The 19272-nt window shown below is 42.8% G+C and carries 16 protein-coding genes and 1 pseudogene; 5 read left to right on the top strand and 12 right to left on the bottom strand.

The features are described 5' to 3' along the window. Window positions 1-7 precede the first annotated feature (7 nt). Window positions 8-232: a DDE-type integrase/transposase/recombinase gene (locus C0J08_RS17470; protein ID WP_502711620.1), complete on the bottom strand. Its 225-nt coding sequence runs from the start codon at window positions 230-232 to the stop codon at window positions 8-10. Between the two features lie 803 nt (window positions 233-1035). Here C0J08_RS17470 and C0J08_RS17465 point away from each other — a divergent pair. Beyond that, entirely contained in the window at window positions 1036-2205 is a 1170-nt protein-coding gene (locus tag C0J08_RS17465; protein ID WP_212653183.1) for a Gfo/Idh/MocA family protein, read from the top strand. 53 nt (window positions 2206-2258) lie between these two features. After that, on the top strand, window positions 2259-3074 hold the full coding sequence (gene iolB, locus C0J08_RS17460; RefSeq protein WP_212653182.1) for a 5-deoxy-glucuronate isomerase: 816 nt from the start codon (window positions 2259-2261) through the stop codon (window positions 3072-3074). A gap of 96 nt (window positions 3075-3170) precedes the next feature. Here iolB and C0J08_RS17455 read toward each other — a convergent pair. Together C0J08_RS17455 and C0J08_RS17450 are read right to left on the bottom strand one after the other, a co-directional pair. Further along, window positions 3171-3740: pseudogene (locus C0J08_RS17455) on the bottom strand (transposase). Between the two features lie 79 nt (window positions 3741-3819). Next, window positions 3820-4743, bottom strand: coding sequence for a DMT family transporter (locus tag C0J08_RS17450; protein WP_212653181.1), 924 nt, complete (start codon window positions 4741-4743; stop codon window positions 3820-3822). A 105-nt stretch (window positions 4744-4848) separates the two neighbouring features. Between C0J08_RS17450 and C0J08_RS17445 the strand changes: the two genes are divergently transcribed. The 3 genes from C0J08_RS17445 (at window position 4849) to C0J08_RS17435 (ending at window position 8805) form a co-directional block, all read left to right on the top strand. Beyond that, window positions 4849-5700 carry a LysR substrate-binding domain-containing protein gene (locus C0J08_RS17445; protein WP_349304792.1) on the top strand — a complete coding sequence of 284 codons (852 nt, stop codon included), beginning with the start codon at window positions 4849-4851 and terminating at the stop codon, window positions 5698-5700. Between the two features lie 178 nt (window positions 5701-5878). Continuing rightward, a complete protein-coding gene (locus C0J08_RS17440; RefSeq protein ID WP_212653180.1) occupies window positions 5879-6805 on the top strand; it encodes a substrate-binding domain-containing protein in 927 nt (308 codons plus the stop codon). 14 nt (window positions 6806-6819) lie between these two features. Continuing rightward, the gene (locus tag C0J08_RS17435) at window positions 6820-8805 is read left to right on the top strand and encodes a methyl-accepting chemotaxis protein (RefSeq protein WP_212653179.1); all 1986 of its coding nucleotides are present in this window, start codon (window positions 6820-6822) and stop codon (window positions 8803-8805) included. A gap of 8 nt (window positions 8806-8813) precedes the next feature. Here C0J08_RS17435 and C0J08_RS17430 read toward each other — a convergent pair whose 3' ends face one another. The 9 genes from C0J08_RS17430 to C0J08_RS17390 all read right to left on the bottom strand — a co-directional run bounded on the left by C0J08_RS17430 (window position 8814) and on the right by C0J08_RS17390 (window position 19258). Further along, the gene (locus C0J08_RS17430) at window positions 8814-9095 is read right to left on the bottom strand and encodes a hypothetical protein (protein WP_212653178.1); all 282 of its coding nucleotides are present in this window, start codon (window positions 9093-9095) and stop codon (window positions 8814-8816) included. Window positions 9096-9222: 127 nt separating this feature from the next. Continuing rightward, entirely contained in the window at window positions 9223-10155 is a 933-nt protein-coding gene (locus tag C0J08_RS17425) for a sugar ABC transporter substrate-binding protein (RefSeq protein WP_212653177.1), read from the bottom strand. Between the two features lie 73 nt (window positions 10156-10228). Then, entirely contained in the window at window positions 10229-11731 is a 1503-nt protein-coding gene (locus C0J08_RS17420) for a CoA-acylating methylmalonate-semialdehyde dehydrogenase (RefSeq protein WP_212653176.1), read from the bottom strand. A gap of 82 nt (window positions 11732-11813) precedes the next feature. Beyond that, entirely contained in the window at window positions 11814-12713 is a 900-nt protein-coding gene (iolE, locus tag C0J08_RS17415) for a myo-inosose-2 dehydratase (RefSeq protein ID WP_212653175.1), read from the bottom strand. 28 nt (window positions 12714-12741) lie between these two features. Next, on the bottom strand, window positions 12742-14592 hold the full coding sequence (iolD, locus tag C0J08_RS17410) for a 3D-(3,5/4)-trihydroxycyclohexane-1,2-dione acylhydrolase (decyclizing) (RefSeq protein WP_212653174.1): 1851 nt from the start codon (window positions 14590-14592) through the stop codon (window positions 12742-12744). Window positions 14593-14603: 11 nt separating this feature from the next. Further along, window positions 14604-16541: a bifunctional 5-dehydro-2-deoxygluconokinase/5-dehydro-2-deoxyphosphogluconate aldolase gene (locus tag C0J08_RS17405; RefSeq protein ID WP_212653173.1), complete on the bottom strand. Its 1938-nt coding sequence runs from the start codon at window positions 16539-16541 to the stop codon at window positions 14604-14606. Between the two features lie 278 nt (window positions 16542-16819). Next, on the bottom strand, window positions 16820-17665 hold the full coding sequence (locus C0J08_RS17400) for a sugar phosphate isomerase/epimerase family protein (protein WP_212653172.1): 846 nt from the start codon (window positions 17663-17665) through the stop codon (window positions 16820-16822). Between the two features lie 10 nt (window positions 17666-17675). Beyond that, window positions 17676-18911: an NAD(P)/FAD-dependent oxidoreductase gene (locus C0J08_RS17395; protein ID WP_212653171.1), complete on the bottom strand. Its 1236-nt coding sequence runs from the start codon at window positions 18909-18911 to the stop codon at window positions 17676-17678. A 26-nt stretch (window positions 18912-18937) separates the two neighbouring features. Beyond that, window positions 18938-19258 (bottom strand): MocE family 2Fe-2S type ferredoxin, encoded by a 321-nt coding sequence (locus C0J08_RS17390; RefSeq protein ID WP_212653170.1) that lies wholly within the window; start codon window positions 19256-19258, stop codon window positions 18938-18940. Between the last annotated feature and the right edge of the window lie 14 nt (window positions 19259-19272).

The raw sequence follows: 19272 nt of genomic DNA, 5'->3' as shown, positions 1-19272 counted from the left end.
TATAACATTACTTGTGGCTGGTATAATGACTACCTTGATCGCTATGGAACATCACGCCTTCTGGTCGTCCACGGCTTTCATACGCCATTTTTAATGCATTACTTGTTAATTCACTATTTGGTGACAGAGACGTTGCCCAGCCAACAGGCTTACGAGCGTAAAGATCAATCACCATGGCAAGATAGGCCCAACGTTTCCCAGTCCAAATGTAAGTCACATCGCCACACCACACACTATCAGGTGATTCTACGTTGAACTGACGATCTAAATAGTTCGGTATATCAAGATGTTCATCACCCGTTTTCTATAGATGTGATTCGGTATTTGACAGCTCACTAGACCTAGCTATTTCATTAAGCGCCTAACTCTATAGCGGCTTAATGGTGTTTCTTTAGTAGCCTTCATATTGGAGATGCTACGAGCGCCAGCTGAGCCTTTACTTTTTTAAAAAATTCTTTTACCAAGGCTGTTTCCGCTATTCTTTTAGCACGAGCAGGTTGCTTAGAGCGCTGGTTCTAATAGCGAAAGCTACTTCGATTTACATTGAACACATCACACAGTTTTCTGACTGGGTCGCTCTTCTTTAGTTTTTCGATTATCGAGAACTGTTCAAGGAGTCGGACATCAAGAGAACGGTAGCCTTTTTTAGAATGTTTTTTTCTATCTCGATGTCTCGAATACGCTTTTCAAGCTCTCGTATCTTTAACTTTTCGGGCGTCATCGGAGTGGCTTTAGGACTTTCCCCATCTCGCTCTTACCTGAGTTGACGCACCCATTTTTCCATTGTTCATTGATCGAAATTCATCGCGTCTGCGGCTTCTAGAGCGGTGTGGAATTGGTGCATTTTAGCCCTCTATAATGGTGTTTTGCTGTTTTTTATGTCTATACGAGGGATTCATAAAAAACATTTTTTTATCTATTGAAATATATGGAATGAATATTCTACAATGTACCCATGCTTAGAATAAAAATATGAAATTCTATGTATTAATGACTGATGTTGTTAAATGGATTTAATACCGCAGGATATGAGGCATGGTTGAGAAAATAAAAAAAATGCGTGTTGGCTTGGTTGGCTCAGGCTACATGGGAAAAGCACATGCGATTGCCTACCGAAATGCGATGGCAGCTTTTGCTATTCCACAAAGCCAATTACATTGTGAGATGTTAGCTGATGCAACGCCTGAATTAGCTGAAATGAAAGCCTTGGAATTGGGCTTTAATCGCTCTACAGGGAATTGGAAAAGCTTAATTAACGATCCGGATATTGATGTAGTCGATATTTGTGCTCCGAATTTTCTACATAAAGAAATCGCATTGGCTGCCATTGCAGCAGGTAAGCATGTTTACAGCGAAAAACCATTAGCACTAAATGCTTCCGATGCGAAAGAAATGACTGAGGCTGCTGAACGAGCAGTAGTAAAAACACTGGTTGGTTTTAATTACATCAAGAACCCCACAGTGCAATTTGCTAAGCAATTAATCACTCGTGGTGATATCGGTGACATAGTGCATTTTCGTGGTGTGTTTAATGAAGATTATCTTGCCGACGCAAATCTACCCTTTAGTTGGCGTTTGCAAAAAAAGTTTGCTGGAACGGGAGCGCTGAACGATTTAGCTTCTCATCTAGTGCAACTGGCGACTCATTTGGTCGCACCAATCACCTCATTGTGCGCCGATCTTAAAGTGGTGCATCAGCAGCGCCCTTTAGCTCAAACTGAAAGCGATTCTAACGCTGGTGTGGGCGAAGTTGAAAACGACGATCAAGCTCATATGATGGTGCGCTTTGCCAATGGTGCTCAAGGCACATTGGAGGCGTCGCGTATCGCATGGGGAAGAAAAAATGGTTTGTCTTTCGAAATCACAGGAACCAAAGGAAGCTTGATTTTCGACCAAGAAACCTTGTCTGAATTGTCTTTGTATATCGCTGAAGGTAATCCACAGACTCAAGGCTTCAAGCGCATTCTAGTGGGGCCTGAGCATCCTGATTATAAAGCATTTTGTGTTTCAGCAGGTCATGGCTTGGGGTTCAATGACATGAAAGCGGTTGAGATTCGAGACTTATTCCAAGGGGTTGTTCATGACGCTCCTTTGTGGCCAGACTTTCGAACTGCGACTCAGGTTAATATCATTCTCGACAGTGTAGTGGAATCCTATGAAAAAAGAACATGGGTCGAGGTAGAGCAATATGAAGAGATTCGATAATGCTTTAGTCGACTGGAAATATTCTCGATAAAATAACAACGATTGAGGTTTGTATGTCACATTTATTAAGTAAGAAACGCCCGCTTGACGGCACAACATTGACGCAACATGTAACGCCACAAAGTGCGAATTGGCGTTATGTAGGCTTTGAAGCCCATCAACTGAAAGCGGGAGAATCCGTTGCGATTCAAACCGGAACCGACGAAGTGTGCGCGGTGATTCTATCAGGTAAAGCGAACGCCAGTACCCAGCTCGAAGCGTGGAAAAACATTGGTGATCGCATGAGTGTGTTCGAGCAAAAAGCACCTTATTCTGTGTATTCGCCAGCACAGGACGAGATTCGTATTGAAGCCATTACCGATGTGGAAGTGGCTTTTTGTAAGGCACCAGGCAAAGGTGGATTCCAAGCGAAATTGATCACACCGGAGCAATGCCAATACGAAACGCGAGGCGTCACCAGCAACACTCGCCATGTGTGCAATATCTTATTCGGTAACGAACCTGCTGACAGCTTGTTAGTCTGTGAAGTGATTACGCCAAGTGGCGGCTGGTCAAGCTATCCGCCGCATAAACACGATACCGATGCGGCGCCTGCTGAAACGCAGCTGGAAGAAACCTATTACCACAAGATTGATCCGCCACAAGGCTTTGCCTTCCAACGGGTTTATACCGATGACCGCAGCATTGATGAAACCATGGCCGTGGAAGATGGTGATCTAGTCATGGTGCCAGAAGGTTATCATCCAGTTGGCGTGCCTCATGGTTATCAATCCTATTATTTAAACGTCATGGCGGGGCCAAGTCGTAATTGGATTTTTCATAATGATCCGGATCATGAATGGATTATTGAGCGAGATAAAAAAGCTTAAAAGCCCAATCGCAGTCATAAGTGTGGCTGGTTTATTACTTTTTACCACTAAACGAGACAATTGAGCCTTGGCCTTGGTTAGTGGTTTTTAAACGGATTAACCTCTTACAGCTTTTATCATATGGCCGAATCGAAACACGTTGGTAATAGCAAGAAACATGGCGAGCTTATTGTTATTCTTTTGTTAGCCTACTATAAATAGCTCTTCTAAAACTAAACTGACACTTGATGATTCTAAATGATGTCCGACTTTTGCTCGAATACATGCTTTGGTACCTTTTAGCTCTTCTCGCTTTGAGCGCCACAATAGCCAGAATCCGCCGATATAAAACACTCTTCGCTGTGGAAGGTTGGCTTTTTCGGCGAAGTCATGGACATTGGCTGCTGTGATACTCACTCTATGAGTTAACTCCGTTCTAGCATCAATAGCAATATGGGCTTTGAGACAAATACCTGTGTCAGACAACCATCTATTCACTTCTTTAAAAACCTGACTTGAGAGTTTAATAAATGCCTGGAATTCATGATTGTGGCGTGATCAGGCATGGAGTTTTTTAACGATAAGTCAGTAAGTAAACGCTTCACGTTAATCCCAAGCCATAAATTCATTCATGCGAGAAAGGAAAATTTCTTTGCGTGTTTTATGATGTTTGTTGTTGAATTCGATGTCGGCAAAGGTGAGTCAGTGCGACATGGCTGAGACTCGAAGCGCTATTATCTCATAAGAGAGCTTATTTTCATCTTTCCTAGTTTTTCATTGCAGTTCGACATTTTAAGCCCTGACGCCATTTAGCAAAAGGTATATTGCCAATAAGGGTACCGGTTAGAATTAGTATCAAAGCAATCATTAACCCCAGTGTCCAATGCTCACCAAACAGTGGTACGGCTAATACGCTGGCAAACACAGGAACCAAGGCCATCAACCCACCCATTTTCGTTGCACCTAGAATATGTACTGCGCGTCCGTAAAATACCATTTGTACTGTGGTTGCCATTACGCCTTGGTAGAAAGCCTGTAAACCGATCATTTTCCAAGACGCGTCAGTCAAATGTTGTGGCAAAAACAATATGTAAACCGGTGCAAATAGTAGCGTTGTGACAGCAATAATACCTAATGTTGCCTGCCAAGGCGCAAATTTCCAACGGCGAAGCAAAACAGTAAAAATACCCCAAAATACGCAGGCGATTACAAAGCTGATATCTCCTAACCAATAAGATGCGTCAGACAGCATTGTCTCAGTTAGTAAGGCGAGAATGCCTAAACTGCTTACTAGAATACCAACCCAAGATGCAACTGTGTGGCGCTCGCCCGCTAAGAAATAGGCAAATACCGCTATCATGATTGGCATTAACCCTGGCAAGAGTAGCGCAGCGTGTGTTGCTGGTGCATGTTGAAAGCCATTAAAAACAGATAGCGCATAAGCCAAGCCACCAATGCTGCCTAAAACAAACATCCGCCATTGCAAAATTGTTTTACGATGTTGCCAAATGAATGGAAAAAATAAGATAAAGGCCGTTCCAAAGCGTACTATCATCATGTCTGGTAACGCTAACGATGCCAATGCTCCGGCCTTAGATACCAATATAAAACCTGTCCAAATGGCAACGGCCGCTAAAGCGTACACCAGCCCAGCAACTGGCAAGGGGGATTTAACCGTTGATTGATTCATTTTTTGATCCTCTTGTTTGATTTTTTTACATTATAGAGTTACCTTTTTTTCATTAATAATGAATAATAAAGAACAATACCTTCATTAAATATGAAAGAGTGAGTCATCATAGATATTTCAGACCTGATTGTTTTTAAGACCGTTGTTGAGCATAAAGGCGTTACTCGGGCAGCAGAAGCTCTGCATCGAGTGCCATCTAATGTCACCGCTCGGCTTAAAAAACTGGAGAGCGAGCTCAATATAGATCTCTTTTTAAGAGAAAATAATCGCCTGTCTGTTACCTCCGCAGGTCTTCGCTTGCTGGACTACACTGATAAAATTTTGCAGCTGCAAAAAAGTGCCATCGCAGAATTAACACAGGCGGAACCGTCTGGATTATTACGTTTGGGATCTATGGAAAGTAGCGCTGCCTCGCGCTTGCCAAACATACTTTCGCGCTATCACGATAAGTACCCAGCCGTGCAAATTGAACTGATGACCGCTGCGTCTATGCCGTTAATTGAGAGAGTTTTAGAAGGCGAACTCGATCTTGTTATGACTTCTGATCCACCAAATGATCCAAGGCTTTCTTGTACTCATTGCTTTGATGAAGAGTTGGTGCTTATTATGCCGTTGGCTTGGGGAGAGCAGGAAGAACTACCTGATACTTTAACCATGGTGGGTTACAACAAAGGGTGCTCTTATCGAGATAGGCTTGAAAAGTGGTTAAAAAGCCAAGACCGTACTTGTGAACGCATCATCGAAATCCCCAGCTATTACACCATGATCAGCTGTGTGATTGCTGGAATGGGTATTGGCATGGTGCCGCGCTCGTTATTGGCATTGCATAAAACCGGAGGCTTAGCGTTTCGTCCCGTCGAAACAGAAATAGCTCACGCGCAGACGTATCTCGTATCGCGCAAAGACAACCCATCCAGCGCGATTAGCGCTTTTGTAGAGTGTACGTTACAGGCTTAGCAGTTCACTTTTTTATTTCAGATATTCTCTAATTTGTTCATACTTTCCATAGTCTCCATAAAAACGACAAATACTTACAAATAGATAAATAAACCTCACATGTATTTATGAGCAAAAATCCTAAAATACTTCTTAAATTACTATGAATATCCATTAAAAATAAAAAGGTGATTGCATCATGATTCAACGACTGTGCCTTGCTTTTATGTTAGTGAGCTTTGTTTTTCAAGCGCATGCGAGCTTAATTGCTGTGAGTTTGCCAAGATACAACGATAACTTTATCAATCTATTACGCACGAATATTGAGTCGACCATCGATAAAAGCGGCCATGATGTTTATATCGATCAAGCAGAAGACTCAAAAGAAAAGCAATTTGCGCAGATAAAGCGTTTCGCGGAGGCAAAAGTGGATGCTTTGATTGTGATCCTAGTGAACCCTTCGAAGGACTTCGCCCAACCCATCGTAGATTTAGCCACGAAAAGTAACATACCTTTGGTTTTCGTCAATGTGAAACCGGATATCTCTCCGCTTCCAAATGGTGTCGTTTACGTGGGTTCCAATGAACTTGAGTCTGGCACTTTGGAAATGGAAGAGCTAGCTCGCTTGGCAAATTACAAAGGCAATGTTGTTCTTCTCATGGGAGAAGAGTCACACCCTGCGGCTAAGATTCGTACCTTAGACGTGGATACTGTCATAAAAAAATACCCAGATATGAAAGTGATTGTTCGAGAGCGTGGTAACTGGGAGCGTAATGAAGGCTTAAAAATCACCACAAAATGGCTTAAAGAATACGCGGGCCAATTTAATATTATCGTTGCGAATAACGACGAAATGGCTATTGGCGCGATAACTGCTATAGAAGAAGCTGGCCTAAATCCGCGTGATTATTTGATTGGTGGCGTAGACGCCACAGCTGATGCATTGAAATACATGGGGGACGGAAAACTCGATGTCACTGTGTTTCAGGATGTTGCTGGGCAAGCACAAGGTGCCGCCAATGCCGCTATTGATATGGTAAATGGGAAATCTGTGTCGAAAGAAATCTGGGTGCCATTTAGATTGGTAAACAAAAATAATCTTCATCAATTTACCAACGATCATTGAGATTGGAGCCAAATATGTCTTTATCTATTATTCAAAGGATCTACATCGGCTTCGCGATTCTCATATTGGCCCTGATTCTTCTGGCTTCATCGAGTTTACTTTCATTGGATAAGTTAAACGAGCAACTTGTCTCCATGACCGATAAAGCCGTGCCTATGACTATTGACGCGGGAAACTTAAAAACTACATTGTTGTTAGCAGATCGTCAGTTGAATTTAGCGATTAGTGATAATTTTAAAAACGATATTAACAGTAAAGATCAGCAGATTATCGCATTGTTTAATGACTTTTCTAAGCAGTTGAGGGAGTTAGAGCAACGCAATAGCACTATAGAAACGGCGGACGATTTGAACGTTATTCGTGATAATTCTCGCTTGATACAAGAGCAAGCAGATGTCATTTTAAAAGCGCATGTGCAATCGTTAAAAACCCGTGACGCAGTTTTACAGCAACAAAATACAGTCAATCAATTAGCGTCGCAGTTGGATTATTATCTGCGTAAATACAGTGCAGGTTATTATCCGAATGATCCGAACTGGAAGCTGGAAATAACCACGTTAAATCGCAGTGTATCATTGATTACAAGTGGTTTTAACGATTACCTCGTTACTGGGGATTTTGGTTTATTAGCGAAAAATTTAGATGGTCAAGATGTACTGGTAAAACGTAGCTTTGATAACCTTGCTAAAATAGATAAAGACAAGGGGCGCTTGTTTAAGCTGATGATCGACCCACTTTTATTCCAAATGCAATCACCTGACGGTTTGTTTTCTCTATATAAGCAACAGATTTTACAACAGAAACAAGCGGCAAGTGACATTGGTTCGCTCACTAATCAAATGGAAAAAGTGCTAGCGCAAATTGATACCTTGGTTAACGAACTTACTTCCAGTATGGAAAAGGTCAAACAGGCCTCTGCAAAAGATGTGGCTTTAAGCCAAATGATACAGGCTTCTATTGGTGGGGCGGCTATTTTTGCTGCCATTTTGGTTGCATATTTAGTGGCGCGTAATCTACGTAAATCTTTACAACGCTTTCGCGACACTATCCTGAAAATCTCAAACGGGGATTTGACAGTAAACTTTGCTGTAACAGGTAAAGATGAATTGTCTGAACTGGGGGGCTACTTACAACAATTGATTACCACGTTACGAGAAACATTTGGTCTGTTAGCCATCACCTCTGAACGTTTGCTGGAGACAGCTGAGCAGAATGCCAGATTCAGCCAAGAATCCAATGCCAGTGCTAATTCTCAGAAGGAAGTCGCCAATCAAACAGCGGATGCTATGGAGCAAATGGAAGAAGCGGTACGTGAAGTGGCCAACTTATCTCAAGAAACGATGAGAACCGCATCTCAAGTTAAATCATCGATGACGGAAACACGGCAGCAGATCCAAAATACGATTGACTCTGTCCACTCTCAAGCAAAGCAGATTAATCGTGCTAGTGAGGCGTCAGAAGAATTAAATCAACATGGTCGTCGTATCGATAGCGTCATTGAAACCATTAAAGACATTGCGGAGCAAACAAACCTATTGGCACTGAATGCAGCAATTGAAGCTGCTCGCGCTGGTGAACAAGGTCGAGGTTTTGCGGTTGTTGCAGACGAGGTTCGCTCTTTGGCAGGTCGTACTAAACAATCGACAGAAGAAATTCAAACGACAATCGAAAAAATGCAGGGCTTAATTAAAGCCACTGTTGATGTGATGAAAGAAAGTCAGGATATGACAGGAAGCATGATATCGGTTTCGGAAGCGTCTTCAGCAAGTATCGATAAAGTCAGCTCCAGCGTAGAGCTAATCGTATCGATGAACGAGCAAATAGCCAGTGCGACAGAAGAACAAAGTTACACCGCAAAAGAAGTAAACGAACGAGCACAACATATCAGCAGCAGCGCAGAGAAAAATGCGCAAGGTGCTAAGGATTTGTCTGCGATTGGTAATGACATTCGTACACTCACAGAAGAGTTACAGTCTTCTATTTCTCGTTACAAGGTTTGAGCATAACTTCAAAGTTTCAAAAGGGCTGATGGCCCTTTTTTGTTTATGTTTAAAAAATTCACCATCATTGCTTTTTTGACGCCTTTGTCAATCATTTGGTGTATTAAGTCAAAGTTATGTTTTAAGTACATATCAATATTGTGCTGTTCACATTGCAAATACAGGGAAGTGATAACTTTAAACATGATTTGATTTCTGATGACTCTGAATAGGACTGGTTTGCTCTTATCCATAATAGTGGATGCCTCTGAGTTTATTTTGAAGTCATTTACTGCACTTTCCAGACTCACAAAACCCCCGCCTTCGAACAGTGGCATTGTTAATGATTTAAAAAAAAGCCCACCAAATGGTGGGCTAAAAAGTCGCTTACTAGAGAGTTAGACAATAACAATCTGCGACTGAGCTAAGGTATTCCCATTACTTTGAAGAGTATTGGGAAAGATTCTGTTTTGTTACCAGTTCAAAGGGCACCCAAAGATTACGATCTACAGGGTCGCCATGAACCATTTTATAAGCGGTTTGAACAGCTACTTGGCCTTGTTTTGTTGCATTCTGAAAAACGGTGATACTCAGTTCACCAGATCTCATAGCCGCTAAGCCATCAGCTGTTGCATCAATGCCAGCTACAACAATATTGTCGATGTTAAGACTGGATGCTTCTATTGCTTGAATGGCACCGATGGCCATTTCATCATTGTTGGCTATGACTGTATTAAACTCTATGCCAGAAGTAATCCAATTGGTCATTAGGTCGTAGGCTTGTGTTCGAGACCAGTTAGCCACTTGCTTATCAAGAATTTTAATGCCTGAGCATTCAGGACGTGACAATACTTTTTCTACATCTTTAGTGCGTGTTAGCGCTGCATGATTCTCAAGAGGACCTATGATGACCAACGCGTTACCTTTACCATTTAATAGACGACAAACTTCTTCTGTTTGTAAAGTGCCTGAATCTAGCTCATTAGAGCCGACAAAACTGGCGGTATCAGGTAATTGATTAATGTCGATAGGTGGATGATTTACATAAACTAAAGGTATGCCCGCTTCATTTGTCATTTGTGTGATTGCCATAGTGGAATCACCATCTACAGCGTTAACGATAATGGCATCAACCCCACTTGCAATGAAACTTTGGACTTGGTTTAACTGACGTCCAATATCACTATTGGCATCTTCAAATTGTAGTGTTATATCGTCATTTGATTGGTCCGCAGACTTCATTCCATTGATCAAAATATTTAAAAAGGGGTTATCAAAGGATGTCATGCTTATGCCTATATTTGTGGCCTGAGCGTTGCTTATTGTTCCTACTGATAAAAGTAGCAATGCTATTTTATTTATTTTGTTCATGCATAACTCCTATTAAATAACGATATAAATATTGAAAGAAAATGAGCGGTGTAGATACACCGCTCACTGATGTTTACTTCATAGTTGGCATTGAGAATTCAGCGCCAGCACGAAGACCTGTTGGCCAGCGTGCTGTGATGGTTTTCATGCGAGTGTAGAAACGAACACCATCTGGTCCGTGCATGTGTAATGGACCAAATAAAGAGCGTTTCCAGCCACCGAAGCTATGGAAGGCCATAGGTACTGGAATTGGCACATTCACGCCAACCATTCCTACTTGAACGTCTTCACAGAATTGACGAGCTGTATCGCCATCACGGGTGAAGATTGACGTGCCATTACCGTATTCGTGGGCATTGATCATATCCAATGCTTCTTGGTAACTGTTGGCGCGAACCACGCATAAAACAGGGCCAAAAATTTCTTCGTTATAGATGCGCATACCTTGTTTCACATTATCGAACAAGGTTGGTCCAACGAAGTATCCATTTTCATTGCCTGGATAGACAAAATCACGACCATCACGAACCAAAGTAGCGCCTTCTTCCACACCGATACCGATGTAGTCTTTGATTTTTGCGCAATGCTCTTTGGAAATGACTGGGCCCATGTGTGCCTCTTCTGGCAAGCCGACACCTGGCCCGACTCGCATTCCATCAATTTCAGTACTTAAACTGTCGATCAGATTATCGGCAACATCATCACCAACACAAACTGCGACAGAGATCGCCATACAGCGTTCACCAGCAGAACCATAAGCAGCACCCATTAGGGAACCAACAACTTGGCTTGGATCAGCATCTGGCATCACAATCATATGGTTTTTGGCACCGCCAAGCGCTTGTACTCGTTTGCCATGAGCAGAAGCTGTTGCGTAAATGTATTCTGCAATAGGTGTTGAACCAACAAAGCTAACTGCTTGAACTCGTTCATCCGTTAGCAACACATCTACCGCTTCTTTATCGCCATTAACGATATTGAAAACGCCATCAGGAAGACCTGCTTCAGTAAGTAGCTCTGCCAATCGTAGTGGTACAGAAGGATCTTTTTCTGATGGCTTCATTACAAAAGCGTTGCCGCTAGCAATAGCAACAGGGAACATCCACATTGGGACCATAGCAGGGAAGTTGAACGGTGAAATACCCGCGCAAACACCAAGAGGTTGCATTAAAGACATGCTGTCTACACCGCGACCAACGTTTAGACTGTGCTCGCCTTTTTGTAGATGCGGAATGCCGCAGGCAAATTCCACTACTTCGATACCGCGTGTTAATTCACCTTTGGCATCCGAAAACACTTTGCCATGCTCATTGGTGATCATCTCTGCGATTTCATCTGCGTGCTGTTCTAGCAATGCTTTAAATTTAAACATGACTCGAGCACGGTTAAGTGGAGTAACTTTACTCCATGTTTTGAACGCTTCTTGTGCAGATTCAATCGCTGTGCGAGTTTCGTCAGCACTAGAAAGCGCAACGCTAAGGCTTTGAGCGCCAGTAGCTGGGTTGTAAACTGGACCTGTGCGGCCGCTTTGGCTGGCAATTTGCTTACCGTTAATGTAGTTACCTAATGTTTTCATGAGAATACCTAACGTTTGCATGTGTTTTTGTTGACGCTAACGCCATTAATCTAGCATTAGCATCACGAATAAATATTGGTGGTTATTTGACGATTTCTAACCCGGATTCAGCGCATAACGCTTTCAGGTTGTTTGCCCCAAGTGTTGCGTATGTTAATGGATGCGCAACACTTGGATCTTGTTCTGCTTCCACAACCAACCAGCCAGAATAGTTACTTGCTTTAAGTTGTTTGAATAAACTGCCGTAATCAATAAAACCATCACCCGGCACAGTAAAAACGCCATTTAACATAGCATTCAAGAAGCTTATGTCGCGGTTCTTAGCGTCTTTTAGGATCTCAGGGCGAAGGTCTTTGCAATGCACGTGAATAATGCGATCTGCGTGTTTTGCTTGAACTTCTAATGGATTACCGCCCGCAAAGGTCATATGGCCAGTATCTAAAAGTAGACCAACAGAAGGACCTGTGTATTTCATTAGTAGGTCAACTTCGTGTTGACTTTCAATGACTGTCCCCATGTGATGGTGGTAAGCAATTTGCACCCCTTGAGATAGGCAGTAGTCTGCAACTTGAGTCAGCTTCTTACTCATTTCAGCGATCTTTTCTTCGCTAATAATAGGGCGGTGTGACAGTGGTGTTTCTATTTGCCCATGGATGCAGTCTGTTATCTCGCAGTAAACCATGGCTTTAGCACCAAGAGATTTTAGCAGGTGAAGATGAGGCTTTATGGCCTCAATTTCTTCTTCTACACTGCGAGTCAATAATTCACCGCTGAACCAGCCAGAAACCAAGCTTAAATCATGCTCTTTTAAAATAGGGCCAAGAGCTTCTGGTGTGCGAGGGAATTTGTGGCCTAATTCAAAACCACTAAATCCTGCTTGTTTACCTTCACTTAGGCAGGTTTCAAGCGGTGTTTCAGCACCCAAAGTTGGTAGGTCGTCATTAGTCCAAGTCAGTGGATTTATACCGATTCGTACGCTCATTTTTATTCTCCAATCAGTAGATAGTGTTTTATAGGTTTTTAAACTGACGTGCTTTATGAGCGTCGTAGGTTTTTCTAGCCTGACGTACTTGCTCGCGTTCAGATACTTCTGGTACAGCTACATCCCACCAGTGACCACCATTTTCTGTCGTGATGTCTGGGTCTGTGTCTAGGGTGATCAGGTAGCTAATTGGTGATGCCTTGGCACGCACTAGAGCTTCTTCGAGTTCCGCTATAGTGGTCACTTTTTCAGAGCTTGCACCCATTGATTTGGCGTGTGCGGCAAAATCTATTTTTGGTGCGCCTTCAGGGATGGTTAAGCAATCATCCAACATGTTATTGAAGCCAGGGCCGCCACAGAATTGCTGAAGACGGTGAATACAACCATAGCCTCGGTTATCTAAGACTACCATAATGATTTTCTGTCCTATCATTACGGAAGTAGCAATTTCAGAGTTCAGCATTAGGTAAGAACCATCACCTACCATAACAAACACTTCTGATTGAGGGCTTGCCATTTTTGCACCTAGTCCGCCTGCAAGCTCGTAGCCCATACAGGAATAGCCGTATTCCATGTGGTAGCCACGACTGTAACGAGTACGCCACAGTTTTTGTAATTCGCCAGGCAAACCGCCAGCAGCACAAACCACCATGTCTTTTTCGCCTGCTGCGCGGTTTACCGCACCGACGACTTCACCGTCGCTTGGTAGTTGTGTGCCTCGATCTGCAGTGACTTTATCTATGACTTTTTGCCAGTCAACTCGTTCTGCTTCAGCTTTAACGCTCCAATCTGTATCAATTTTCCAGCCTTGAAGTGCTTTACTTAAAAGAGTAAGTGTCAGTTTTGCATCACCAACTAAGGCTTGGCCTTTGTGTTTAATCGCATCAAAAGATGCCACATTGATGCTAACGATTTTGGCATCTGGATTTATCATCGAGCGTGACCCCGATGCAAAATCACCCAATCGAGTTCCAATGGCAATAATTAAATCGGCTTCAGCACACAACTTGTTTGTTGATGCTGCCCCAGTTACACCTATGGTTCCCATGTTATATTTGTGATCCCAAGGAAGAGCACCTTTACCCGCTTGAGTTTCGCCAACAGGGAGCTGGAATTGACTAACAAAGTTGTCAAACTCTTTCAGAGCGCCGGAATAATGGACACCACCTCCAGCAATTACGACAGGTTTTCTAGCCTGACGGATCAGTTTTAGGGCATCATTTAATTCATAGAAATCCGGTTCTTGGCGGCGTAGACGATGTACTTTTTCATCAAAAAAGCTTAATGGATAATCGAATGTCATGGTTTGCACATCTTGAGGTAGGGCAAGTGTCGCGGGTCCACATTCGATAGGATCCATTAAAACTCGCATCGCTTGAGGCAGTGAAGTCAATAATTGTTCAGGACGAGTAATTCGGTCAAAGAAACGACTAACTGGGCGAAAACAATCGTTTGATGTGATTGTCATGTCTTGGAAGTTTTCCACCTGCTGTAACACCGGATCAGGCATACGCGTTGCGAAAGTATCGCCAGGAAGAAACAGGACGGGGATACGGTTCACATGAGCGACTGCGGCAGCGGTTACCATGTTAACAGCGCCAGGGCCTGCAGATGCGGTACAGGCCATCATTTGCTGGCGGTTTTTAGTTTTTGAATAAGCAATGGCGGCATGTGCCATACCTTGCTCATTGTGTGCACGATAAGTTGGAAGTTTGTCTTTTACATGGTAAAGCGCTTCACCTAAACCAGCGACGTTACCGTGTCCAAAAATCCCCCAAACACCGACAAACATAGGTTGAATGCCGCTGTCAGTTTCTACTTTTTGCGCCATCATGAATCTGACGACGGCTTGCGCCATGGTAAGTTTTATTGTTGTCATGTGGGTTTCCTTTAAGCCTGTTTCTGTTGTGGCTGAGCGCTGTGACGTTCTTTCCAGTAGGATACGAGTTCCAAATAATTCGATACGATAGCGTCGATAAGTTGCTGATCGCTATAACGATTTCCTAACCATGCACGGCTTGGCTCACTAAAAATAGATCGTCCAACAGCAAAGCCTTTACAAATATCGAATCCTGCACTGTTTGCAAAGCCTTCTTTGAGCTCGTTCATTGGAGCATCTAGACCTAACATTACTACACCACGGCAATGTTTATCATGATGATTGATAATGTCAGTAATTGCCTTCCAGTTTGACTTAGACTGAGGAGGTAGTTTCCACCAATCTGGGCGTACATCTAAGTGATAGAAGCGTTTGATAGAGTCAGTGAACACACTGTCATCAAACTCTTTGTCTCGTGGCGGAATAATTTCCAGTAAAAGTTCATGACCTGAAGCGCAGCATGCTTTATATAGCTCGATTACTTGGCGTTCTTGAGCAGTGCGCATCTCAATTTCATCTTGGGAGTGATAAAAAACAAGACATTTTACTATGTGCTCTTTCGGCCAGTTTTTAAGACGAGATCCAATGCTACGTCCGCCTTCTAATTCAATAGGGCGAGAGCTTGGAAGTTCAACAGGACGCCCAATCCAAAGACCGCGACCCGTGACAGCATTTAGCGCATCTTGACCATAAGTATCGTCAATGAGTACTCCGTATTGGCTGCCGCCTATCTCTCGAGCACCTACATCTAATGCATCAACTAATAGGCGTTTGAGTCTTTTAATGCGAGAAGGATCTGCACCTTCTTCACGAGCCATATCAAAGAGTTGTTTACGATGGTCGAAAGCAAAAATACATAGATCTTGCCAGTTGTAAGGTAATCGCTCTGTGGTGACTCGATGTAAATGGTTCAGTTCACGATCTAAATCTGGGCGTTTAATTTGTTCCGCACGAGCTATGTAGTTATCCAGTTCTTCCGCACTTGGAATAGCTGGAGCACAACCATGACGTGATACAACCAGAGCACCACATGCATTGGCATAGGTACAAGATTGCTCTGCTGATTCGCCACGAATCCAGCCTCGCAAGAAACCACTCATGAACGCATCGCCAGCACCAAGGACGTTGAGTACATCTACGCGAACGCCAACATGCAGTTTTAAGTCATCCATAGAGTTAGGGATTGCACCTTCAAGTACAGTACAGCCTTGAGAACCCAGTTTAAGTACTATAGTGGCGTTACTTAGTTCACGAATTTTTTTCAATGCCGCAATAGTGTTTGTGCTTCCACCGGCAATATGGACTTCTTCTTCTGTTCCAACGATAAGATCAAAGTCAGCCAAAATACTTTGTAAGTGAGTAGAGACTTTTGCGTTAGAAATGAAGCGAGTTTCACCGTCGCCGGGGCTGGTTAATCCCCAAAGAACAGGGCGGTAGTCGATGTCCAAAGCGCATTTTGTGCCAGCTTGTTTAGCATAGGCGATAGCCTGTTTGCTGGTTTCGTAAGTGCTTTCTGTAGAAAAATGAGTGCCAGTAATAACAAGCGCTTTTGCTGAGCCAATAAATTCAGCGTCAAAATCGTCTTTACTGACAGCCATGTCTGCACAATCATTTCGGTAGAAAATGAGGGGAAAGGTATCCTGATCTTTGATACCTAGGATGACCAAAGCCGTTAAGCGTTCTGGATCAGTGATAACATGGCTAGTGTCTACGCCTGCACGGCCCAATTCTTCTTTAACGAAACGCCCCAAATGCTCATTCCCTACACGGGTTAGCATGGCACTTTTTAGGCCAAGACGTGCAGTACCAAAAGCCATGTTGCCAGAGGAGCCACCTAGGTATTTTGCAAAGCTACTAACGTCTTCTAAACGGCTGCCTATTTGTTCTGAATACATATCGACTGCTGCGCGTCCAAGACAAATAAGGTCTAACGTTTTATCTTTGTGCATGATTCTTCATCTCCCATATCAGCCGAAATGACAACAAGGTGAGTAGCACTTTGTCAAAAATGAAGTGGCTGTTTTTTTATTGATTAATATATCTATGGTAATATTAGAATATATATTCTATATTATCAATAGATTAGAATAAAAAAATCACGATTGGTTTTTATTTAAATAATCTCTTTAAAAAACAAAGTGTTGCATTTTATTTTTCGTGTTTGTATGCCATTTCCATTGCATATAAATGAAACATTTTTTTATTTATATGAAAAATCTGTTTTTTTCTAATTTTTTGACAACGAATAAGTTTCTTGCCAAATATCTTCGGCCATTTCCTTTAGTATCAAAGACTCATTCCAGCGATTTGTAATGTCTTGATTATGTTGATCTGTTATTGAATAGGGGCGTGTTCCTAATTCGCAGGTGAACGACAAGGTATCGTCTTGATTGGCACGTTGTTGCCAATTAGCGAAGCCCCATTTCCATAAATCATAAAAAGCATCGACCCAGAGTTTGTGTTGAGGAAAGCTGATAGGGATTTGCACCTGCTCGCGATTGGCAACTCTGCCATGGTATGCATGGCAGTGAGACATAATGATTTGCAAGTGTTTGATATCTTCACTGGCGTCTTCATCAAGTGGTATTTCATGCCCTGCAACATAATGAGAGAGGTCACCTAGCAACTTCAGATTTGGCATTTCTGCTAATATTTCTAGAGTGAAAAGTAAGTCATTCGTAAGTCGGTATCGGTGAGTTTCAACTAATACAGGTGTGTCAATTTGTTCTGCTAAGCGCTGCCAGCCTTCTAACAGCTGAATCGCTTCTTTCAGATTGCGAGTACGGATATTGGGCTGGATGGTGATATGATGAGGCTTATAACGAGCGGCTAATTCAATGGCGGGTTTTAGTTCATCAATGTTAGCTGGAAAACATTGCCCTTCCATGGTTAGTCCATGTGCTTTTAGTTCAGTCATCAAAGGTGCGACTTTTTTAGCTTCCATCATATGGTCTGTTACACCATGGAATCCATGTTGAGCAATGCGAGTCACTGCGTCAGGCATAGGCAGAGTTTCACCGTTGGGTAATATGTTTTCCATTGCCCACATGGACTGCAAAATAATTAAATTCATTGATAGCCTGCTACTTTTTCAAAAGGTCTTTAAGTTTGACGTACGGGTCTGCTAACTCTTCTATTGATACTGTTTTTCTTTGGTTAATAAGGCGTTCAGCAAGTTTTATGTCCTTAGCTATTTGGTTACCGACACCAACCCCGCACGCTGATAAAAGATGCCCGTCACTGTGAGCTTCAAAATGCAAACAAGACGACTCTCCTAATAACCGAGTCACTGAATGTGTGGCTCCTAGAGGCAACCCAACCATCTGCAAACCTAGATTGTATTGGTCTGACCAAAACCAAGGAGCTAGGTCGTATACTTTACGGCCTCCAAGCATGTTTTGAGCTGCAACTTCTGCTTGCTCTTGTGCACAGCGCCAAGACTCCAAGCGGACTCGCTGCTGAGTGACGGTATAAGGAAAAGAACACACATCGCCCGCAGCATAAATATCCTTGTGAGATGTCTGCATCTGTATGTTAACTTTGATACCGTTGTCAATTTCTAGTTCTGCTTGCTGTGCAATATTTATGTTGGGGATAGAGCCGATGCCGACCACAAGCCAGTCTGCATCCAGATGCTCTCCTGACGACAGGGTGATGCGTGCTTGATGATCAAAAGTGACATTTTCAATAGACGAATTAAGCTTAATTTCGGTACCGTTTTGATGATGTGCTTGGTGTAGTATTCGAGCAACTGCTTCAGGCACTGCTCTTTGTAGAATTCGTGGCTGAGTCTCGAGTACAGTGACTTTTATTTGTTGTGCTTGAAGGCTAGCAGCTAACTCTAAACCAATAAAACCTGCGCCAATTAGCACGACTTTTTGTCCTGCTAATACCTTGCTTCGTATTCGTTGACAGTCGCTTGCTGTTCGTAAAGTAAACACGAAGTGCTCAAGGTCCTCTTCAGAGGCATTGGCGAATGGTAGGGTACGTGCAGATGCCCCAGTAGCTATGAGTAACTTATCGAACATTAATTTTTTGTGATTAGATAAGGTTACCTGCTTAGCTTGAGCGTCAATGGACTCAACAAGCACACCATCTATGAACTGAATGTGTTGTTCTGTTAGCTGAGCTTTTGTCACAATGTTTTTAGGCTCGAATAATTCGGCAGTTAGGCTCGATTTTGACAGTGGTGGGCGTTCATATGGATCGCCTTTTTCCATTTCAATTATGGTGATAGGAACACTCGAATTTAATTCTCGCAATTTAAGTGCTGCACGGACACCAGCTTCTCCGGCCCCGATGATTAACATTGAATTCATGGGATACTTACCTCGAGGCTGCTTAATTATTGGGTGTTTAATTCTAGGTAAATAACGTCATTTTCAACCTTGGTGTTAAAGGTTTTTAAATGCTCACATACAGGTGCGCCGAGTGCTTGCCCATTTTTGTAATTAAACCTGCCGTTGTGTTTGGGGCATTCAATGATTTCATTCATTACCAAACCGTCAGCAAGATGAATGCGTTCATGGGTGCACAAGCCGCTAGTGGCAAATACTTCGCCTTCAGGGCAGCGATAAATAGCAAAGGTTTGTTCACTATGGTTAAAGGGGATGACATCTTCTTCGTCGATCTCATCCAGAGGGCATACTTCAATCCAGTTAGACATAGTTGTTCTCCCGT

It is taken from the genome of Marinomonas sp. CT5 (assembly GCF_018336975.1).
GTDB lineage: Bacteria > Pseudomonadota > Gammaproteobacteria > Pseudomonadales > Marinomonadaceae > Marinomonas.
Note: the sequence above shows the minus strand (reverse complement) of the source record. Positions and strands in the feature narration are given on the sequence as shown.

Excerpts from the sequence above, each read along its gene's own strand:
- C0J08_RS17395 (WP_212653171.1), bottom strand. The coding sequence starts at position 18,911 with ATGAATTCAATGTTAATCATCGGGGCCGGAGAAGCTGGTGTCCGTGCA.
- C0J08_RS17450 (WP_212653181.1), bottom strand. The coding sequence starts at position 4,743 with ATGAATCAATCAACGGTTAAATCCCCCTTGCCAGTTGCTGGGCTGGTG.
- C0J08_RS17390 (WP_212653170.1), bottom strand. The coding sequence starts at position 19,258 with ATGTCTAACTGGATTGAAGTATGCCCTCTGGATGAGATCGACGAAGAA.
- C0J08_RS17465 (WP_212653183.1), top strand. The coding sequence starts at position 1,036 with ATGGTTGAGAAAATAAAAAAAATGCGTGTTGGCTTGGTTGGCTCAGGC.
- C0J08_RS17405 (WP_212653173.1), bottom strand. The coding sequence starts at position 16,541 with ATGCACAAAGATAAAACGTTAGACCTTATTTGTCTTGGACGCGCAGCA.
- C0J08_RS17425 (WP_212653177.1), bottom strand. The coding sequence starts at position 10,155 with ATGAACAAAATAAATAAAATAGCATTGCTACTTTTATCAGTAGGAACA.
- C0J08_RS17420 (WP_212653176.1), bottom strand. The coding sequence starts at position 11,731 with ATGAAAACATTAGGTAACTACATTAACGGTAAGCAAATTGCCAGCCAA.
- iolE (WP_212653175.1), bottom strand. The coding sequence starts at position 12,713 with ATGAGCGTACGAATCGGTATAAATCCACTGACTTGGACTAATGACGAC.
- iolD (WP_212653174.1), bottom strand. The coding sequence starts at position 14,592 with ATGACAACAATAAAACTTACCATGGCGCAAGCCGTCGTCAGATTCATG.
- C0J08_RS17435 (WP_212653179.1), top strand. The coding sequence starts at position 6,820 with ATGTCTTTATCTATTATTCAAAGGATCTACATCGGCTTCGCGATTCTC.
- C0J08_RS17400 (WP_212653172.1), bottom strand. The coding sequence starts at position 17,665 with ATGAATTTAATTATTTTGCAGTCCATGTGGGCAATGGAAAACATATTA.
- C0J08_RS17440 (WP_212653180.1), top strand. The coding sequence starts at position 5,879 with ATGATTCAACGACTGTGCCTTGCTTTTATGTTAGTGAGCTTTGTTTTT.
- iolB (WP_212653182.1), top strand. The coding sequence starts at position 2,259 with ATGTCACATTTATTAAGTAAGAAACGCCCGCTTGACGGCACAACATTG.